This is a genomic window from Streptomyces sp. JB150, from assembly GCF_011193355.1.
In the GTDB taxonomy this organism is placed as follows: domain Bacteria; phylum Actinomycetota; class Actinomycetes; order Streptomycetales; family Streptomycetaceae; genus Streptomyces.
Genome location: NZ_CP049780.1, coordinates 3,691,134 through 3,709,681 on the forward strand (window position 1 = coordinate 3,691,134; position 18,548 = coordinate 3,709,681).

The following is an 18,548-nucleotide window of genomic DNA, read 5'->3' on the forward strand; positions in this document are numbered from 1 at the left end:
ACCCCGCCGGGGGACGACCGCGGTGGGGCGCCTTCACCGCCGTACGGCAGCGCGTGCTCACCGCCGTACGGCGGTCGTCCCCCAGCCCAGCAGCAGCCACAGCCCCGCCACCGCGCACACCCCGCCCCAGCCGAAGTGGGTGTAGGCGGAGCCCGCGAGCGCGGAGGCGGCGGCGCCGCCCGTGAAACCGGCGACCACGTACGCGGTGTTGGCGGTGGCCGGGGCGGAGGTGGTGGTCAGCGCCAGGGTCTGGTTGGCGACGTGCGAGGCGACGAGCGCCGCGTGGATCGCGACCGCCGCGGCGAACAGCGCCGCCAGGACGTGTCCCCCGGCCCAGAACAGCGGCACGGACACGGCGGCCAGCAGATACGCGGCCCGTACGACCCGGGCGGCGCCGAAACGGTCCACCAGCCCGCCCGCCAGCGGCGCGACGACACTCGCGGTCAGCCCGAAGAGGCCGAACAGCCCGGCGGTGGCGGTGGACAGGCCGTACTCCGGACCGGTCAGCAGCAGCGCCAGCGAGGTCCACAGCGCGCTCCACGCGCCGAACATCCCCGCCTGCCGTACGCAGGCCCGCCACAGGTCGGGCGAGCGGCGGGCGAGTCCGGGCAGCGCGGCGATCCCGCCGAACAGCGAGCCGGTGCGCGGCCGGTGCGCGGCGGGCAGGACCAGCGCGGTCGCCAGACCCAGCACGAGGGTGAGGGCGCCCGCGCCCGCGAACACCCAGCGCCACCCGAAGGCCTGCCCGGCCAGCCCGCCCACCACGCGGGCCGCGACGATGCCGGTGAACAGCCCCGCGATCAAGGCCGCGACATGGCGGGCCCGGCGCTCGGCGGGGGCGCGCTCGGCGACCAGCGGGACGAGCAGCTGGGGGATCACGGTCGCCGCGGAGGCGACGAGGACGGCCGCCGCGAGCACGGCTGAGCCGGGGGCGGCCGCGGCGCCGACCAGCGCGACGGCGGTGACCACGGTGAGACCCGACACCAGCCGGCGCCGGTTCACGCTGTCGCCGAGCGGGGTGAAGAGCAGCAGCCCGAGCGCGTAGCCGAACTGCGCGACCGAGGCGATCCAGGCGACGCCGGAGGGCGTGCTGCCGAAGTCGCGCGCGATGAGGGTGAGCAGCGGGGCGGCCAGGTAGATGTTGGCGGCGGTGACCGCGCTGCACACGGCGAGGAGGGTGAGGAAGAGGGCGGGGGCGGGGCCGGGGGCGGGGGCGCCTGACGCGGCGGGTGAAGCGGCGCGGGCAGCGGTACCGGGGGTGGTGCGGGCAGCGGTGCGCGGCTGCGTGCTCGCTGACGGAAGGCGCATGAGCGGGGGACCCTTCGAGCCGACTCTCATAACCAACCAGTTGGTTGGACTACGGGAAAACAGTCTGTGCCGCCCTCGCATTCCCGTCAACCAAACGGTTGGTTACCTACCGCGCTACCCTGACCCCATGGCAGCAAGGGACTCCGAGGCCACCAGGACCCGGATCTTCGAGGCGGCGGTCGCCGAGTTCGCCCGGCACGGCATCGCGGGCGCCCGCATCGACCGCATCGCGAGCGAGGCCAAGGCCAACAAGCAGCTCATCTACGCCTACTTCGGCAACAAGGCGGAGCTGTTCGCGCACGTCCTCGAGAGGAAGATGCTGGACCTCGCCGCCTCCGTCCCCGTCGACCCGGACGACATCGAGTCCTGGATCGACCGCCTCCTCGACTACCACGCCGCCCACCCCGAGGTCCTGCGCCTGCTCTACTGGGAAGGCATCGAGTACGGCTCCGCCGAACTGCCCGACGAGACGGACCGCCGCGCGCACTACGCCCGCAAGGTCGCCGCCGTCGAGGACGGTCAGCGCCGGGGCGTCGTCACCGACGCGATCCCGGCTCCCGACCTGCTGCTCCTGCTGACCGCCCTGGCCAACTGGGCCACCGTCGTCCCGCAGATGGCGCGCATCCTGGCGGGCCCGGACGCCACCGACCGCGACCGCCTCCGAGCCTCGATCAAGGAGGCGGCCCGCAGACTGGTGGCCCCATAGCGGGGGCCCGTGGCGGGGTGGGGGCCCGTGGCGGACCGCCATGGACCGTGATGGACCGTGCGGTCCGTAGCGGTTCTAGTTCGTGCCAATGCGGGCGAGCAGGTCCACGATCCGCGACTGCACCTCGGCGCTGGTCGACCGTTCCGCCAGGAACAGCACCGTCTCGCCCGAGGCGAGCCGCGGCAGGTCGGCCTGGTCGACGGCGGCGGTGTAGACGACGAGCGGGGTCCGGTTGAGCTGCCCGTTCGCGCGCAGCCAGTCCACGATCCCGGCCCGCCGCCGGTGCACCTGCATCAGGTCCATCACGACCAGGTTCGGCCGGAACTGCCCGGCCAGCGCCACCGCGTCCGCGTCGCTCGCCGCCCGCGCCACCTGCATACCGCGCCGCTCCAGCGTCGCCGTCAGCGCCAGCGCGATCTCCGCGTGCTCCTCGATCAGCAGCACGCGCGGCGGGTGCTGCTCGCTGTCCCGCGGCGCGAGCGCCTTCAGCAGTACGGCCGGATCGGCGCCGTACGCCGCGTCCCGTGACGCCTGCCCGAGGCCGGCCGTCACCATGACCGGCACCTGGGCCGCGACGGCGGCCTGCCGCAGCGACTGCAGCGCCGTCCGCGTGATCGGCCCGGTCAGCGGGTCCACGAACAGCGCCGCCGGGAACGCGGCGATCTGCGCGTCGACCTCCTCGCGCGAGTGCACGATGACCGGCCGGTAGCCACGGTCGCTGAGCGCCTGCTGCGTGCTCACGTCCGGCGCGGGCCACACCAGCAGCCGTCGCGGATTGTCCAGCGGCTCCGGCGGCAGCTCGTCGTCCATCGGCTGCGGCAGCGGCGTGTCGGCCACCTCCACGGCACCGCCCGGACCGTCCAGCGGCTCGGGCCCCTCCGCGGCGTTCTCGTCCGGCGCGCCTATGGCGTACGACCGTCCGGCGCCCTCGCTCGCCTGCGCGGGAAGCCGCGGCGGCGGGGCGGGCGCGGCCGGGCCCGGTGCCGGCTGGGGCTGCGCCGCCGGCTGGGCCGCGGCCTGCTCGGCCGGCGGATGCGGACGCGCGGCGGTGGGCTCGGGCGGCGTGCCCAGCTTGCGGCGACGCCCGGAGCCGCCCGGCTGGTGCGGAGGAGGCGTGGCGGCTCCCGTCGGCTGCGCCTGCGGGGACTGCGCGGCCTGCCGGCTGAACGGCACGCCCTGGCCCAGGGTGCGCACGCTGATCGACCGGCCCTGGGTCGAGTGGGGGTCCACGGGCGCCGCGGCCTCGGCGGGCAGCGGCTGCGCGACCCGCGCGGCCGCGGGCGGCGGGGTGGACGCGGGCGGGGGCGCGGGGGCCGCGGCCTCCGGGGGCAGGGGGGTGCTGCCGGAAGCATGCGGCTGGGGGGTGTCCGGCTGCGGGCCCGGGAGGGGCGTACCCGCTCCGGAGGTGTCCCCCTCGGGCGCCGGCCACGGCTGCGGCGCCGGGGTGCCCGCGGCGGGCGTGGCGGCAGGCGGTACGGCGGCGGCGGGCGCGGCTACGGCGGGTGCCGCGGGACGGGCGATCGACTCGGCGGGAAGCGGCTGGCCCGGCAGCGGGTGCGCGACCGGCTGGACGGCGGGCTGGGCGACCGAGTGCGCGACGGGCTGGGCGGCGCCGGCCTGCGCGGGCACGGTGACCTGGCCCGTACCGGACGGAGACGACGGCGCGGGCACGGCGGCCTGACCGGCCGGAACGGGCTGTGGTTGCGGCTGCGGGGCGACCCCGGGTGCGGGGTGCGGCGCCGGACCGGGCCGCGGGGCGTTGGCCTGAGCCGGAATGCTCTGCGCGGGCGCCCCGGCGGCAGGCTCCGGCGGCACGGCCACGGCCCGCCGCCGACGGCCGGTGGGCGCGCTCGTGGGGTGCGGCTGCGGCGGGGTGTGATCGCCGGACTGGTCGTGCGGTACGGCGTCGTGGCGGCCGTGGTCGTCGGCGACCGGGGTGTCGACGGGCGTCACCTGCGGCGGCACTGGGGCCGGGCCGGGAACGGGAGCGGCGGGAGCCGGAACGGGCATCGGCGCGGAGCCCGGCGGCACGGCACCCGGCTCCACGGCACCCGGCTGGGCGGCGGCGGGCGGCGGCACGGGCTGCGGCGCGGGAACGCCGGGAGCCGGGGCCTGCGGGGCCTGCGGGCTCGGACCCTGAACCGGCGTGGGAGCCGGAGACACCGGAGGAACCGGCATCGGCATCGGCATCGGCGCGGACCCCGCCTGCACCCCGCCGGGCGGCACGGGCCCACCGGCGGCCGGCGCCTGCGGGGACGCCTGCGGAAGCGGTGAAGCCTGCGGCAGCCGCTGAGCCGACTGCCCCGGCGCCCCCTGCTGCCCCGGGATCTCAGGCTGCCCCGGCAGCCCCTGCTGCCCTTGCTGCCCCTGCTGCCCCTGCTGCCCCTGCCGGCCCTGCCCTCCCGGCAGCTCCTCCCGCGGTGGGACCTGCCCCTCCGCCTCCTCGACCGCCCGGTCCGCCTCGGCCGGCGGCAGCGCGAAGACCGTGCGCGGCCCCGCCTCCTGCGCCGCGGCCCGCTCCTGGGCGGCGGCGAGGGCACGACGCCGGCGCCCCGTCGGCTGGGCCTCCTCCTCCGTGGCGGCGGGCAGTGCCGGGGGCAGGGCGTGCTGCTCCTCGGGGGCGCGGCGCGCGCGACGGCCACCGGACGCGGGCACACCCTGCGGCGGCACCGTCCCGCCCAGACCGGTCCCCGCGGCGGCGGTTCCGGCGGCGTGCTCGTCGGCGGTGACGACGGCACCCTCGGCCACCGCGGCGGCGGCCTGGGCCGCGTCCTCGGCGGGCCGCCCGCGCCGCCGGCCGGTACCGCTCGCGACGGCGTCGGTCGTCTCGGCGGCCACCGCCTGCCGCGGCTCGGCTGCTCGCGACGGCGGCGGGCGGCGCGGCGGCCCCCGCCGGCCGCGGCTCGGCTGCCGCGGCAGCCGCGCGACGGCGCCGCCGCCCGGTCGGCGCGGGCGCGTTCGGCTCCTGCTCCGGGCCGCCGCCCTCGGCCGCGCCCGGCACCGGCACGTCGGCCTCCAGGAAGGCGTCGGTGGCGCCCCGCCGGGCCCGCCGCCGCCCGCCACCGGACGTCTGCTCAGCGGCGGCCGCGGGAGCGGGCGCGGGCCCGGGGGCCGTGTCCGCCTCGGCACCGGCCACGGCCACGGCCGTCGAGGGGGACGCCGACGCGGACACGGCACCCGCCCCCCCGCCGAGCGGCACCTCGAGCACGTACGCGCTGCCGCTCATCCCCGGCACCTCGTGCGTCTGCAGCACACCGCCGTGCGCGCGCACGATCCCGCGCACGATCGGCTCGTGCACCGGGTCGCCCCCGGCGTACGGCCCGCGCACCTCGATCCGTACGACCTCGCCCCGCTGCGCCGCCGCGACCACGACGGTGTTGTCCATGTAACCGCCCGCGGACACCGGGGAGTTCCCGGTGGCGTCCACCCCGGCGACATCGGCGACGAGATGGGCGAGCGCGGTGGCCAGCAGCCGGGCGTCGACCTCCGCCTCGATGGGGGGCGCGTGCACGGCGAACTGCACCCGGCCCGGCCCGATCAGCTCGACGGCCCCGTCGACACCGGAGGCGACCACGCGGTCGAGCATCACCTTGGTGCGGGTGATCTCGTCGGTGCCGGCGTCGAGCCGCTGGTAGCCGAGGACGTTGTCGATGAGGGTGGTGATCCGCGAGTAGCCGGCCGACAGGTGGTGGAGCACCTGGTTGGCCTCGGGCCACAGCTGCCCGGCGTCGTCCGCGGCCAGCGCGGACAGCTCGCGGCGCAGCTCGTCGAGGGGGCCGCGCAGGGAGGTGCCCAGCAGGGTGAGCAGCTGCTCGTAGCGCGCGGCGAGCGCCTCGTGCCGGTCCTTCTCGCGCTCGGCGAGCGCGGCGTACCGCTCCTCGCCCGCGGCCAGCTCCTCCTGGTGCCGCTCGCGCAGCTCCTCGATCTCGGTGACGTGCTGCTGGCGCAGCGCGGTGAGGTCGGAGGCGTGTTTCTCGGCGAGCCGCTCCAGCTCCTCGGCGTGCGCCCGCTCCAGCTGCTCCTTCTCCTCGGCCAGCGCGTCGTACGGCCGCCGGTCCAGGAAGGTCATCACGGCGCCGACGAGCTGGTCGCCGTCGCGTACCGGCGCGGTGGTCAGATCGACCGCGACCTTGTCGCCGCTCTTGGACCACAGCACCTGGCCGCGCACCCGGTGCTTGCGCCCGGAGCGCAGGGTGTCGGCGAGCGGCGACTCGTCGTACGGAAAGGGGGAGCCGTCGGCGCGCGAGTGCAGGACGAGGGTGTGCAGCTCCTTGCCGCCGAGGTCGGAGGCGCGGTAGCCCAGTATCTGCGCGGCGGCCGGGTTGACCAGGACGATCCGCCCGTCGGTGTCGGTGCCGACGACGCCCTCGGCGGCGGCCCGCAGGATCATCTCGGTCTGCCGCTGCGAGCGGGCCAGCTCGGCCTCGGTGTCGACGGTGCCCGAGAGGTCGCGTACGACGAGCATCAGCAGCTCGTCGCCGGTGTAGCCGTAGCTGTCGTAGGTCTGCTGGCTGTTCTCGAGGTTGGCGGAGGTGACCTCGACCGGGAACTCGGTGCCGTCGGTGCGGCGGGCCATCATCCGGGTCGGCTTGGTGCGGCCGCGCGGGTCCATGTGGTCGGGCCGCCGCATGGAGCCGGGGATGAGCTTGGAGTCGAAGTCCGGCAGCAGGTCGAGCAGCCCGCGCCCGACGAGCGCCGTGCCCGGGGTCTCGAAGGCCTCCAGGGCGATCGCGTTGGCGTTGACGACCGTTCCGTTGGCGTTGACCAGGACCAACGCGTCGGGGAGCGCGTCGAGTATGGCTGCGAGGCGAGCAGCGCCTCGGGGTGGCCTGCTGCTCACGAGACGCTTCCTCCCTGTTACCGCACCTTGCCGACCGCTCGGGCCATCTTGCCAACCGGCCCGCGGCGTGTCACGCGAGGGAGTCTAAGGGCTGGGGTTGCGCTCGCGACGCCGGATGGGAGAGAGGTCGCACGAGCCGGTGAAGCCCGGCCGCAACCCCGGCGGCAAGGAGCGCATGGCCGCATACGTCCGCGTCCATGCGCCCTTCTCGTCACCTCCGCAGGACGTTTACAGCGGCCTGCGCTTTCTCCTCGGCTCCCTCTCCTTATGTGCTCAGGTCGGGCAGCAACGGCACGAGCCGGTTCCAGCGGTCGATCTCGCAGCCGTTGCTGCGGTCGAACGTGGCATCGACGGGGCGTCCGGCCCACGTCCCGGTGACACGGGCGGTGGCGGAGCCGCCGTACTGCATGGTGCAGACGCTGCCCTCGGCGACCGGGGCGAAGGGCTCGCGGCCCCACCGGGTGTTCCGGTCGACCGCGCGGCAGGCGCCGGCCACGTCGGGGTGGTCGCCGCCCGCCGGGTGGCAGTCGACCCGAAAGGTTCCGTCCGCTCCGCCGCCGGCGCCCCGGACGGTGACGGTGAGGTGGTGATCGCCGCCGGTCCGCTCGACGCCCTGGAGGGGCGGCGGCAGCACGGGCGACGGGGCCGGGATGGCGGCGGCGGTGGGCGCTGCGGCGAGCGAGCCGAGCGCGGCGAGGGAAGCGCCGGCGGCGACGAGCAGCCGCCGGACCGTGTGGGGGGTGGTGATCCGCAACATGACCTGACCAACGCCTGACGCGCCGGTACGTTGCGTTCGACGGCGCTCGCACAACCGTCGGGCCGACGACCACGGCGGCGCACTCGGCGACGACCTGCGACGCGTCCCGGGAAGCCCTTTGCCCTGCGGCCCGCCTGCCTAGTACCGTGGGGGGCGATTGGTGACAGCACGCTCGACTGTGTCATCATCTGCACGCACCACTCGCGCTTGCGCGGGCGGCTGTGCTGGAGGCGTCGCCTAGTCCGGTCTATGGCGCCGCACTGCTAATGCGGTTTGGGCCTTAAAGCCCATCGAGGGTTCAAATCCCTCCGCCTCCGCGCAAGATCACCGAAACCCCGGTCCCCACGGACCGGGGTTTCGTCGTTCCACGCCTCCGCCCCCTTCCGCCCTACCCCTCCCCCCACCTCCCTCATCCCGCGTTTCCGCAGGTCAGGCGGGGTGAACCAAACGGATTTCACATGACGGCGGCAGTCATGTAATGTTCTTCCTGTCGCCGCGAGCGGGCCGAAAGGAACGGGAGCGGCGGAGAAAAAAGAACAAGCACTCGTAGCTTAACGGATAGAGCATCTGACTACGGATCAGAAGGTTGCAGGTTCGAATCCTGCCGAGTGCGCACAGAGCAGAGGCCCCGGAGAGATCCGGGGCCTCTGGCGTTTCTCGTGAGTCGACACGCGGACGGATTCGTGAACCGAGGCGTAGACCGCCACGCGGACGGGCCCGCTCAAGGTTGAGGTTGTCCACAGGGATGGCCAATCGGCCTGTGGATAACTGGACTTGCTGTGGATCAAACCTCCAGATGTGAATCGGATGCGTGATCCGCGTCTCTCCCGGCACCCTGGCCGCATGGATGAGAGACGCACCGTGAAGGTGTCGAAGTACCTCTCGAAGCATCTGCGGCACCAGCCGGAGCGGATCGGGCTGGAGCTGGACGAGGGGGGATGGGTCGAGATCGACACCCTGATCGCGGCCGCCGCCGCGCACGGGTTCCGCTTCAGCCGCGCGGAACTGGAGCATGTCGTCGCCACGAACGACAAGCAGCGGTTCGCGGTCGAGGGCACCCGGATCCGGGCCAGCCAGGACCACAGCGTCGAGGTGGACCTGGGCCTGCCGGCGGTCGCGCCGCCGCCGTACCTCTATCACGGGACCGTGGCCCGCGCCCTGGACGCGATCCGCGCGGAAGGGCTGCGGGCGATGAACCGGCACGACGTGCACCTCTCCGCCGACCGGGAGACCGCGACGCGGGTGGGCGCCCGCAGGGGCCCGCCGGTGGTGCTCGCGGTGGACGCCGGGGCGATGCACCGGGACGGTCATGAGTTCCGGGTCAGCGCGAACGGAGTGTGGCTGACGCGCGCGGTGCCGCCGCGGTATCTGCGGTTCCCGGAGCGGCACTGAGCCGGTGGCGGATCGTGGGGCGGGTGAGACCGACGGCTGTGGCAGAGGAGACGGCCGCTGTTTCACGTGAAACGTGGAGGGGCGCTTAGGCTCGATGGCATGAGTCTGCGCCTGAGCACCGTGATCCTCCCGTACCGCCGTTGGCACGAAGGGACCAAGGAGGCTTGGCAGCGCGCGGAGCAGCTCGGCTTCCACACCGCCTACATCTACGACCATCTGTCCTGGCGCAGCTTCCGAGACGGCCCCTGGTTCGGTGCCGTGCCCACGCTGACCGCCGCCGCGGCGGTGACCGAGCGGCTGCGGCTGGGCACGCTGGTGACCTCGCCGAACTTCCGGCACCCGGTGACCCTCGCCAAGGAGCTGATCTCCCTCGACGACATCTCCGGCGGCCGGATCACCCTCGGTGTCGGCGCGGGCGGCACCGGCTTCGACGCCACCGCGCTCGGCCAGGAGCCCTGGACGCCGCGTGAGCGGGCCGACCGGTTCGCCGAGTTCGTGCCCCTGCTCGACCGTCTCCTCACCGAGGACTCGGTGACGCACGAGGGCGCGTTCTACTCGGCGCACGAAGCCCGGAACATCCCCGGCTGCGTGCAGCGCCCCCGGCTGCCCTTCGCCATCGCGGCCACCGGCCCGCGCGGCCTGAAGCTCGCCGCCCGGTACGGGCAGGCCTGGGTGACGACCGGCGACCCGAAGCTGTACGAGAACGGCACGCCCGAGCAGTCGCTCGCGGCCCTCCGCGGGCAGATCGACAAGCTGGCCGCCGCCTGCGCGGCGATCGGCCGGGACGTGACCGCGCTCGACAAGGTGCTTCTCACCGGGTTCACCCCGGACCGCGGCCGGCCCCTGGAGTCCCTCGACGCGTTCGTCGATTTCGCCGGCCGCCACCGTGAGCTGGGCTTCACGGAGATCGTGATCCACTGGCCGATCCCCGGCTCGGACTTCGCCGCCGAGCAGAAGGTGTTCGAGCAGATCGCCATGGAGGCACCGGCACAGCTGGCCTGAGCAAGGCACGGCGCGGGCCGGCTCCGGTGACCGTGAGCGACGGGGCGTGTGACGACCGTCGCCTCTCAGATGTGCGGACTACCGCACGGCCGTGCAGGCATATGCGCGAGAATGGCCGGGTGACCTCAGCGACTCGACAGCCCGAGACCCCGGCCCCCGCGATACCGCCCCGGCTGATCGCCACCGACCTCGACGGCACGCTGCTGCGCGACGACAAGTCGGTGTCCCCGCGCACGGTCGCCGCCCTCGCCGCCGCCGAGGAGGCGGGAATCGAGGTCTTCTTCGTCACCGGCCGCCCCGCCCGCTGGATGGACGTCGTCAGCGACCATGTCCACGGCCACGGCCTGGCGATCTGCGGCAACGGCGCCGCCGTGGTCGACCTGCACGGCGGTCCCGGCACCCACCGGTTCGTGAAGGTGCGCGAGCTGGCCCGGGAGAACGCGCTGGACGCCGTACGGCTGCTGCGGGACGCGGCGCCCGGCACGGTGTTCGCCGTGGAGCAGACGTACGGCTTCTACCAGGAGCCGGACTATCCCAAGCTGCACATGGAGATCCCGGACGCGCTCGCGCCCGCCGAGCAGCTGCTGGCGGCCGACGCACCCGGGGCCGGCGAGCCGGTGCTGAAGATCCTCGCCTACCACCCCACGCTCGACCCGGACGGCTTCCTCACCCTGGCCCGCCTCGCCATCGGCGAGCGCGCCAACGTCACCCGCTCCAGCCCCAGCGCCCTGCTGGAGATCAGCGGTCCGGACGTCTCCAAGGCCAGCACGCTCGCCCTGTGCTGCGCCGAGCGCGGCATCTCCCACGAGGAGGTCGTCGCGTTCGGGGACATGCCGAACGACGTCGAGATGCTGACCTGGGCCGGCCGGTCGTACGCCATGGGCAACGCCCACCCCGACGTGGTCGCGGCGGCGTCGGGCCGGACGGTCGCCAACAACGACGACGGTGTGGCGGTCGTGATCGAGCGGCTGCTGGCCGAGCGCCGCTGAGCGGCCACTGGTGTCGGTGGCAGCGGGCTAGCCGCCGAGGCGGGTGGTGGCGGGCCAGCCGAGGGACACGCCGCGCGCCGCCAGCCAGGGCACCGGGTCGATCCCCGAGCCCAGCTGCGGGGTGACCCGAACCTCGAAGTGCAGATGCGGCCCCGTGGAGTTGCCGGTCGTGCCGGACTGGCCGATCCACTGGCCGGTCCGGACCTGCTCGCCCTGCTCGACAGCGATGGACGCCAGGTGGGCGTACTGCGTGTAGTAGCCGCCCGGGTGCTCCAGCACGATCTCCATGCCGAAGGCCCCGCCGCAGGAGGTCCGCACCACCGTGCCCGCGCCGACCGCCCGCACCGGTGTGCCGATCGGCACCGCGAAGTCCTGCCCGGTGTGCCGGTTGGCCCACCGCGCCCCGCCGCTGCCGAACGCCGCGGAGAGGGCGTAGGTCTCCACCGGCGCGACCCAGTCGTTCGTGAAGTTCATCTCCGGCTGGTCCAGTCGCACCGCGCCCCGGCAGCTGCCCGCCGCCGCGGAGGCGTTCGCCTCGCCCTGCAGCCGCTGCCGCGCCTCCTCCAGCTTCTGCTCGATGGACCTTTTCATCGCCGCGCGTTCGGCGTTCCGTGCCTCCAGCGCCTGCCAGGCCTCCCGCGCCTTCGCCTCGTCGGTGGCCAGCCGGGCCTCCGCGCGGCGGCTCTTGGCGATCGCGTTGTTCACTGCCGTATCGGCCTGTGAGTACGCCCGCTGACCGCGCATCAGCTCCTCCGGGCTGTCCGCCAGGATCATCTGCGCGGCGAGCGGGAGTCCCCCGCCGTCGCGATACTGGGCGCGGGCGATCCGCCCCAGGTCCTCGTGGAGAGCCGCGATCTCCTGCCGCTGCCGTTCCAGCAGCCCCTCCAGCCGCTGGGCCTCCGCGCGCTGCGCCTCCGCCTCGCTCCGCCCCTGCTCGTACCGCTCCGTCGCCAGCGCCGCGTCCTGGTACAGCCGCGCCACCTCCGTCCCGGCCCCGGAGCCGCCGGGAACGTCGGCGGGCCGGGCGGCCAGGACGGCGAGCGCGCACACGAGCACCGCGAAGAGCCGGGGTTGACGGCGAGGAGAGAGCATGTCAGCGATCGTGGCCCGCGCCGTCGCCCCCGGCCTGTTCAAGTCGTACGCATGGGGGAACCGGCCGGCGTTTATGGAGTCGTATGGAGCAGTCGCCGGACAGGGTGATGGTCAGTCAGTCCGCCCATGGTGCAGGGTTGTCGGCGTCTGTGCGGCTGTCGGCGTCCGTCCGGCACCGGACTCATGCCACCGTCAGCGGTTCCGCTGCCGCCTCCCGCGCCGCCGTCAGCGGTTCCGCAGCGGCTTCCCGCGCCGCCATTTCGCGCAGCGGGCCGTCCGCCGCGGCCAGTTCCGCGTACGGCCCGCGCTGCACCACCCGTCCGGCGTCCAGCACGATGACCTCGTCCACGTCCTCCAGCCCGGCCAGCCGGTGCGTGATGAGCAGGGTCGTACGGCCCTCGGTGGCGGCCAGCAGGTCCGCGGTGAGCGCGTCGGCAGTGGGCAGGTCCAGATGCTCGGCCGGCTCGTCGAGGACGAGCACCGGGAAGTCGGCGAGCAGCGCCCGCGCGAGGGCGAGCCGCTGTCGCTGGCCGCCGGAGAGCCGGGCCCCGTGCTCGCCGACCAGCGTGTCCAGCCCGTCGGGCAGGCTGTCGGCCCAGTCCAGCAGCCTGGCCCGGGCCAACGCGTCCCGCAGTTCCGCCTCCGTGGCGTCCCGCCGGGCGAGCAGCAGGTTCTCGCGCACGGTGCTGTCGAAGAGGTGCGCGTCCTGGGCGCACAGCCCGACGAGCCGTCGTACGTCGTCGCCGCCGAGGGCGTACGCGTCCACACCGGCCAGCGTGTACGAGCCGGCGCGGGAATCCAGGAACCGCAGCAGCACCTGCGCCAGCGTGGTCTTGCCGGAGCCCGAGGCGCCGACCACCGCGATCCGGCGGCCCCGCTCCAGCGTCAGGTCCAGCCCGGCGAGCGCGCTCCGGTCCTGCCCGGGGTGGCGGGCGGCCAGGTCCCGCAGGATTAGTGGGAACGGGGTCGCGGGCGCCTGCCGGGGGCGCCGCGGTTCCCGTACCGGCTCGGGCGCGTCCAGCACCTCGTACACGCGCTCCGCGCCGCGGCGCACCCGCTGCCGGTACTGCACGGCGAGCGGCAGCCCGAGGACCGCCTCGAACGCGGCCAGCGGCGTGAGCACGACCACGGCCAGCGCGACACCGTTCAGCCGTCCGTCGGCGACGGCCTGGACGCCCGTGAGCGCGGCGGCTGCCACGGTCAGACCCGAGATCAGCGCGATGAGCCCGTCACCGAGGGCGGTGGCGGTGGCCGCGCGGGAGGCGATCCGGGTCAGCTCGGCGTCGGCCCGCCGGGCGTCGGCGGTACGGTCGGGCAGGGCGCCCGCGACGGTCAGCTCGGCGGTGCCGGTGAGCAGGTCGGCCACGCGGGTCGCGAGGACGCCCCGGGCGGGGGCGAGCCGGCGCTCGGCGCGGCGGGCCACGGCGCCCGTGATCAGCGGAACCCCGGCGCCCGCCGCCAGCAGACCGGCGGCGAGGACGGCACCGGCCTCGGGCAGCAGCCAGGCGGTGAAGCCGACGGAGGCGGCGGAGACCGCGACGGCGGCTCCGGCGGGCAGCAGCCAGCGCAGCCAGTAGTCCTGGAGGGCGTCGACGTCGGCGACGAGCCGGGAGAGCAGGTCGCCCCGGCGGGTGCCGCGCAGGCCCGCGGGCGCCAGCCGCTCCAGGCGCCGGTAGACGGCGACCCGGGTGTCGGCCAGCATCCGCAGCACCGCGTCGTGCGACACCAGCCGCTCGGCGTACCGGAACACCGCCCGGCCGATCCCGAAGGCCCGCGTGGCCGTCACGGCCACTATGAGATACAGCACGGGCGGCTGCTGCGAGGCACGGGAGATGAGCCAGCCGGAGGTGGCCATCAGTCCGACGGCACTGCCGAGCGCGAGGCTGCCGAGCAGCAGCGCGAGGACGAGGCGGCCCCGGCGGGCGCCGGACATGGCGCGGACACGCGCGAGGACGCCGCCAGCGGCGGCGGGCGTGCCGGGAGCGACGGCGGCCGTGGCGGAAGCGGGTGCGGTGGTGACCGTGGTGGACACGGAAGCGGTGGCGGCCGTGGCGGAAGCGGAAGCGGTGGTGGGGTCCTCGACGGCGGTGCCCGAGACGGGGTCCGTCTCGGCGGGGCGTACTCCCTGACCGGCCGAGCGGCCCGTCACCGTGTCCCCGCACGCGTCCGCCCCGGCCAGCCGTACGACCCGGTCCGCCACGTCCAACAGCGCCGGCCGGTGCACCACGAGCAGCACGGTGCGTCCGGCCGCCAGTCGCCGGACCGCCGCGACGATCTCCGCCTCCGTGGCCCCGTCCAGCGCGGCCGTCGGCTCGTCCAGCAGCAGCACGGGCCGGTCGGCGAGGAACGCGCGGGCAAGGGCGAGCCGCTGGCGCTGGCCGGCGGACAGTCCGGCCCCGTCCTCTCCCAGCACGGTGTCCACACCCTGGGGAAGGGCGTCGACGAACTCCAGCGCGCCCGCGTCCCGCAGCGCCCGGCGCAGGGCCTCGTCGTCGGCGTCGGGGCGGGCCAGCCGGACGTTCTCGGCGATCGTCCCGGCGTACAGATGCGGTCGCTGCGGCACCCAGGCGATCCGCGCGCGCCACTGCTCCAGGTCCACGTCGGCGAGATCGGCTTCCCCGGTGCGCACGCGGCCCGCGGTGGGCCGTACGAATCCCAGCGCGACGCTGAGCAGCGTCGACTTGCCCGCGCCGCTCGGGCCGACGAGTGCGACCGTCTCGCCGGGTGCGATGGTGAGGGAGACGCCGCAGACGGCGTCCGTCGTGCGGCCGGGATAGCGGACGGTCACGTTCTCGAAGGTCAGCGGGCCGTCCGGGACGGGGGCGGTGCCCGAGGCCGGCACGGGGGTCTGCAGTACCGAGAAGATCTCCTCGGCGGCCGCCAGGCCCTCCGCCGCCGCGTGGTACTGGGCGCCGACCTGCCGGAGCGGCAGATAGGCCTCGGGCGCGAGGATGAGGATGACCAGGCCGATGTACAGGTCCATCTCGCCGTGCACGAGCCGCATGCCGATCGTCACCGCGACCAGGGCCACCGAGAGGGTGGCCAGCAGCTCCAGCGCGAAGGAGGAGAGGAAGGCGATCCGCAGGGTGCGCAGGGTCGCCTTGCGGTACTCACCGGTGATGCGCCTGATCGACTCGGCCTGGGCCTTGGCCCGCCCGAACACCTTCAGCGTCGGCAGTCCGGCGACCACGTCCAGGAAGTGCCCGGACAGCCGGGACAGCAGCCGCCACTGACGGTCCATCCGGGACTGGGTGGCCCAGCCGATCAGCACCATGAAGACCGGGATGAGCGGCAGGGTGCCGACGATGATCGCCGCCGACACCCAGTCCTCGGTGACGATCCGCGCCAGCACCGCCACCGGGACGACCACCGCGAGCCCCAGCTGGGGCAGGTACCGCGCGAAGTAGTCGTCGAGGGCGTCGACTCCCCGCGTGGCCAGCGCCACCAGCGAACCGGTGCGCTGTCCGCTCAGCCATCCCGGACCGAGCGCCGCCGACCGTTCCAGCAGCCGTCCCCGCAGCTCCGACTTCACCGCCGCGCTCGCCCGGTGTGCGGCCAGTTCGGTGAGCCAGCCGACCAGGGCACGGCCGCAGGCGACCGCCGCCAGCAGCAGCAGCGGGGTGCGCAGTTCGGTGACCGTCATCCCGTGCTGGAAGGCGCCCACCACCGTCTCGGCGATGAGCATCGCCTGCGCGATGACCAGCCCGGCACCGAGGGCTCCCAGGCCGACGACCGCCACCAGGAAGAACCGGGTGGCACGGGCGTAACGGAGCAGCCGCGGATCGATCGGTTTCACGTGAAACACACCTCAGTGGACGGCTTCGGGGGTGGAGGGCGCCGCTGGGGCGCTGTGCGCGTCGGGAGCGATGTGCTGGGTGCCGATCCGCTTGCGGAACACCCAGTACGTCCAGCCCTGGTAGAGCAGCACCACCGGCGTCGCGAGGACCGCCAGCCAGGTCATGATCTTCAGGGTGTACGGGCTGGAGGAGGCGTTGGTGACCGTCAGGCTCCAGTCGGGGTTCAGCGTCGACGGCATGACGTTCGGGAAGAGCGCCAGGAAGAACATGGCCACGGTGGCCACGATCGTGAGCCCCGAGAGCGTGAACGCCCAGCCTTCGCGGCCCGCCCGGTTCGCGGCGAGGGCCACGGCCAGCGCGGCGACCGCCACGGCGAGGGCGATCAGGCTCTTGCCGTTCCCGCTGTTCACCTGCGTCCACAGCAGGAAGACCAGCGCGAGCGCGGTCGTGAGGAGACCGACCCGGAGCGCCAGCTCGCGGGCACGCTCCCGGATCTCCCCGACCGTCTTCAGCGCCGCGAAGACGGCGCCGTGGAAGGTGAACAGCGTCAGCGTCACCAGCCCGCCGAGCAGGGCGTACGGGTTGAGCAGGTCGCCGAGGGTGCCGACGTACTCCAGCTCCCGGTCGATCTTCACGCCCCGCACGATGTTCGCGAAGGCCACACCCCACAGGAACGCCGGGAGCAGCGAGGTCCAGAAGATCGCCGTCTCCCAGTTGCGCTGCCAGTGCTCCTCGGGCCGCTTGGCGCGGTACTCGAAGGCGACACCGCGGATGATCAGGCAGACGAGGATGAGCAGCAGCGGCAGGTAGAAGCCGGAGAAGAGGGTGGCGTACCACTCGGGGAAGGCGGCGAAGGTGGCGCCGCCCGCGGTGAGCAGCCAGACCTCGTTGCCGTCCCAGACGGGGCCGATCGTGTTGATCAGCACCCGCTTCTCGGGCCGGTCACGGGCCAGCAGCCTGGTGAGGATGCCGACCCCGAAGTCGAAGCCCTCCAGGAAGAAGTAGCCGGTCCACAGGACGGCGATCAGGACGAACCAGACGTTGTGCAGTTCCATGACTGTGCGGCTCCCTCGGCCTAGTAGGAGAAGGCCATCGGCTTGTCGGCGTCACGGAGGTCGCCGCCGATCTTCGTGGGCGGGTTGAGGTCGGCCTCGGTCAGCTCGGGCGGGCCGGCCTTGACGTACTTCACGAGCAGCTTGACCTCGATCACGGCGAGGACGGCGTAGAGCGTGGTGAAGGCGATCATCGAGGTGAGGACCTCGGCGGTGGAGACGCCGGGGGAGACGGCGTCCCTGGTCTGGAGCACGCCGTAGACGACCCACGGCTGGCGGCCCATCTCGGTGAAGATCCAGCCCCAGGAGTTGGCGATCAGGGGGAAGCCCATCGTCCACAGGGCGAGCAGCCAGTACAGCCGGGTGAGCCTGGTGCCGAGCGGCTTCTTCAGCAGGACGAGATGGGGCACCTCGTCCTCGCCGGTGCGGTAGGCGGGCGGGAGCATGAACTTCTTCCGCGTCAGCCACAGGCCCAGCAGGCCCAGCGAGAGGGAGGCCATGCCGAAGCCGATCATCCAGCGGAAGCCCCAGTAGGCGACGGGGACGATGGGCTTGTAGTCGCCGGGTCCGAACTTCTCCTGCAGGGCCTCGTTGGTGTCGTTGATGCCCGGGACGTACGACTCGAAGTCGCTGTGGGCGAGGAAGGACAGCAGGCCGGGGATCTCCAGGGCGACCTTGTTGTGGCCCTTGTCGACGTCGCCGTAGGCGAACACGGAGAAGGGTGCCGGCTTCTCGCCGTCCCACAGCGCCTCGGCGGCGGCCATCTTCATCGGCTGCTGCTCGTACATGACCTTGCCGAGGGTGTCGCCGCTGATCGCGGTGAACAGGCCGCCGACCGCGAGGGTGACCAGGCCGAGCCGGAGCGAGGTGCGCATCACGGGGATGTGCTTCTTGCGCAGCAGGTGGAAGGCGGCGATGCCGACCATGAAGGCGCCACCGGTGAGGAAGGCGGCCGAGAAGCTGTGGAAGACCTGGTTGAGCGTGGTGTTCTGGGTGAGGACCAGCCAGAAGTCGGTCAGCTCGGCGCGGCCCTTCTCCTCGTTGATCCGGTAGCCGACCGGGTGCTGCATCCACGAGTTCGCCGCCAGGATGAAGTACGCCGACAGCAGCGTGCCGATCGAGACCATCCATATGCAGGCCAGGTGGATCTTCTTGGGCAGCTTGTCCCAGCCGAAGATCCACAGGCCGATGAAGGTGGACTCGAAGAAGAAGGCTATGAGGGCCTCGAAGGCGAGCGGGGCGCCGAAGACGTCGCCGACGAAGCGGGAGTAGTCGGACCAGTTCATGCCGAACTGGAACTCCTGCACGATGCCCGTGACGACGCCCATCGCGATGTTGATCAGGAAGAGCTTGCCCCAGAACTTCGTGGCCCGGAGGTACTTCTCCTTCTCCGTTCGCACCCACGCGGTCTGGAGGCCGGCGGTGAGGGCGGCGAGCGAGATCGTCAGGGGGACGAACAGGAAGTGGTAGACGGTGGTGATGCCGAACTGCCAACGCGCCAGAGTCTCGGGCGCCAGAGCCAATTCCACGTCGTCAGTCTCCTTACCTCGCCGTGGACACGGCAGTTTGCGACCCTTTGTCACACCCAACAAGGGAGCAACCGGGACGCGCTT

Annotated in this window: 10 protein-coding genes, 2 tRNA genes and 1 pseudogene; 6 read left to right on the forward strand and 7 right to left on the reverse strand. The window is 73.8% G+C overall.

The genetic code is table 11. The annotated features are described in order from the left end of the window. Positions 1–57: 57 nt before the first annotated feature. Entirely contained in the window at positions 58–1,308 is a 1,251-nt protein-coding gene (locus tag G7Z13_RS17280; RefSeq protein ID WP_166000336.1) for an MFS transporter, read from the reverse strand. Between the two features lie 127 nt (positions 1,309–1,435). Between G7Z13_RS17280 and G7Z13_RS17285 the strand changes: the two genes are divergently transcribed. Then, positions 1,436–2,014 carry a TetR family transcriptional regulator gene (locus tag G7Z13_RS17285; protein ID WP_166000338.1) on the forward strand — a complete coding sequence of 193 codons (579 nt, stop codon included), beginning with the start codon at positions 1,436–1,438 and terminating at the stop codon, positions 2,012–2,014. A gap of 75 nt (positions 2,015–2,089) precedes the next feature. On the opposite strand, the pseudogene G7Z13_RS17290 reads toward G7Z13_RS17285, so the two are convergent. Both G7Z13_RS17290 and G7Z13_RS17295 read right to left on the reverse strand, forming a co-directional pair. Further along, positions 2,090–6,854: pseudogene (locus G7Z13_RS17290) on the reverse strand (PAS domain-containing protein). Positions 6,855–7,119: 265 nt separating this feature from the next. Further along, positions 7,120–7,611: an SSI family serine proteinase inhibitor gene (locus G7Z13_RS17295; RefSeq protein WP_166000340.1), complete on the reverse strand. Its 492-nt coding sequence runs from the start codon at positions 7,609–7,611 to the stop codon at positions 7,120–7,122. A 226-nt stretch (positions 7,612–7,837) separates the two neighbouring features. Between G7Z13_RS17295 and G7Z13_RS17300 the strand changes: the two genes are divergently transcribed. The 5 genes from G7Z13_RS17300 (at position 7,838) to G7Z13_RS17320 (ending at position 10,994) form a co-directional block, all read left to right on the forward strand. Further along, positions 7,838–7,928: transfer RNA gene (locus G7Z13_RS17300), tRNA-Ser, on the forward strand. Between the two features lie 223 nt (positions 7,929–8,151). Then, a tRNA-Arg gene (locus tag G7Z13_RS17305) sits at positions 8,152–8,224 on the forward strand. Between the two features lie 230 nt (positions 8,225–8,454). Next, a complete protein-coding gene (locus G7Z13_RS17310) occupies positions 8,455–9,003 on the forward strand; it encodes an RNA 2'-phosphotransferase (protein WP_166000341.1) in 549 nt (182 codons plus the stop codon). Between the two features lie 99 nt (positions 9,004–9,102). Then, positions 9,103–10,005: an LLM class flavin-dependent oxidoreductase gene (locus tag G7Z13_RS17315; RefSeq protein WP_166000343.1), complete on the forward strand. Its 903-nt coding sequence runs from the start codon at positions 9,103–9,105 to the stop codon at positions 10,003–10,005. Positions 10,006–10,106: 101 nt separating this feature from the next. After that, entirely contained in the window at positions 10,107–10,994 is an 888-nt protein-coding gene (locus tag G7Z13_RS17320; protein ID WP_206313086.1) for an HAD hydrolase family protein, read from the forward strand. A 27-nt stretch (positions 10,995–11,021) separates the two neighbouring features. Here G7Z13_RS17320 and G7Z13_RS17325 read toward each other — a convergent pair whose 3' ends face one another. The 4 genes from G7Z13_RS17325 to G7Z13_RS17340 all read right to left on the reverse strand — a co-directional run bounded on the left by G7Z13_RS17325 (position 11,022) and on the right by G7Z13_RS17340 (position 18,464). Then, entirely contained in the window at positions 11,022–12,086 is a 1,065-nt protein-coding gene (locus tag G7Z13_RS17325) for a M23 family metallopeptidase (protein ID WP_166000347.1), read from the reverse strand. Positions 12,087–12,267: 181 nt separating this feature from the next. Beyond that, the gene (gene cydD, locus G7Z13_RS17330) at positions 12,268–15,882 is read right to left on the reverse strand and encodes a thiol reductant ABC exporter subunit CydD (protein WP_166000349.1); all 3,615 of its coding nucleotides are present in this window, start codon (positions 15,880–15,882) and stop codon (positions 12,268–12,270) included. Positions 15,883–15,894: 12 nt separating this feature from the next. Beyond that, on the reverse strand, positions 15,895–16,938 hold the full coding sequence (gene cydB / locus G7Z13_RS17335) for a cytochrome d ubiquinol oxidase subunit II (protein WP_166000351.1): 1,044 nt from the start codon (positions 16,936–16,938) through the stop codon (positions 15,895–15,897). Between the two features lie 20 nt (positions 16,939–16,958). After that, a complete protein-coding gene (locus tag G7Z13_RS17340) occupies positions 16,959–18,464 on the reverse strand; it encodes a cytochrome ubiquinol oxidase subunit I (protein ID WP_166000353.1) in 1,506 nt (501 codons plus the stop codon). Positions 18,465–18,548 lie beyond the last annotated feature (84 nt).

Coding starts and splice junctions, on each gene's coding strand:
- G7Z13_RS17280 (WP_166000336.1), bottom strand. CDS start 1,308: ATGCGCCTTCCGTCAGCGAGCACGCAGCCGCGCACCGCTGCCCGCACC.
- G7Z13_RS17285 (WP_166000338.1), top strand. CDS start 1,436: ATGGCAGCAAGGGACTCCGAGGCCACCAGGACCCGGATCTTCGAGGCG.
- G7Z13_RS17295 (WP_166000340.1), bottom strand. CDS start 7,611: ATGTTGCGGATCACCACCCCCCACACGGTCCGGCGGCTGCTCGTCGCC.
- G7Z13_RS17310 (WP_166000341.1), top strand. CDS start 8,455: ATGGATGAGAGACGCACCGTGAAGGTGTCGAAGTACCTCTCGAAGCAT.
- G7Z13_RS17315 (WP_166000343.1), top strand. CDS start 9,103: ATGAGTCTGCGCCTGAGCACCGTGATCCTCCCGTACCGCCGTTGGCAC.
- G7Z13_RS17320 (WP_206313086.1), top strand. CDS start 10,107: ATGCGCGAGAATGGCCGGGTGACCTCAGCGACTCGACAGCCCGAGACC.
- G7Z13_RS17325 (WP_166000347.1), bottom strand. CDS start 12,086: ATGCTCTCTCCTCGCCGTCAACCCCGGCTCTTCGCGGTGCTCGTGTGC.
- cydB (WP_166000351.1), bottom strand. CDS start 16,938: ATGGAACTGCACAACGTCTGGTTCGTCCTGATCGCCGTCCTGTGGACC.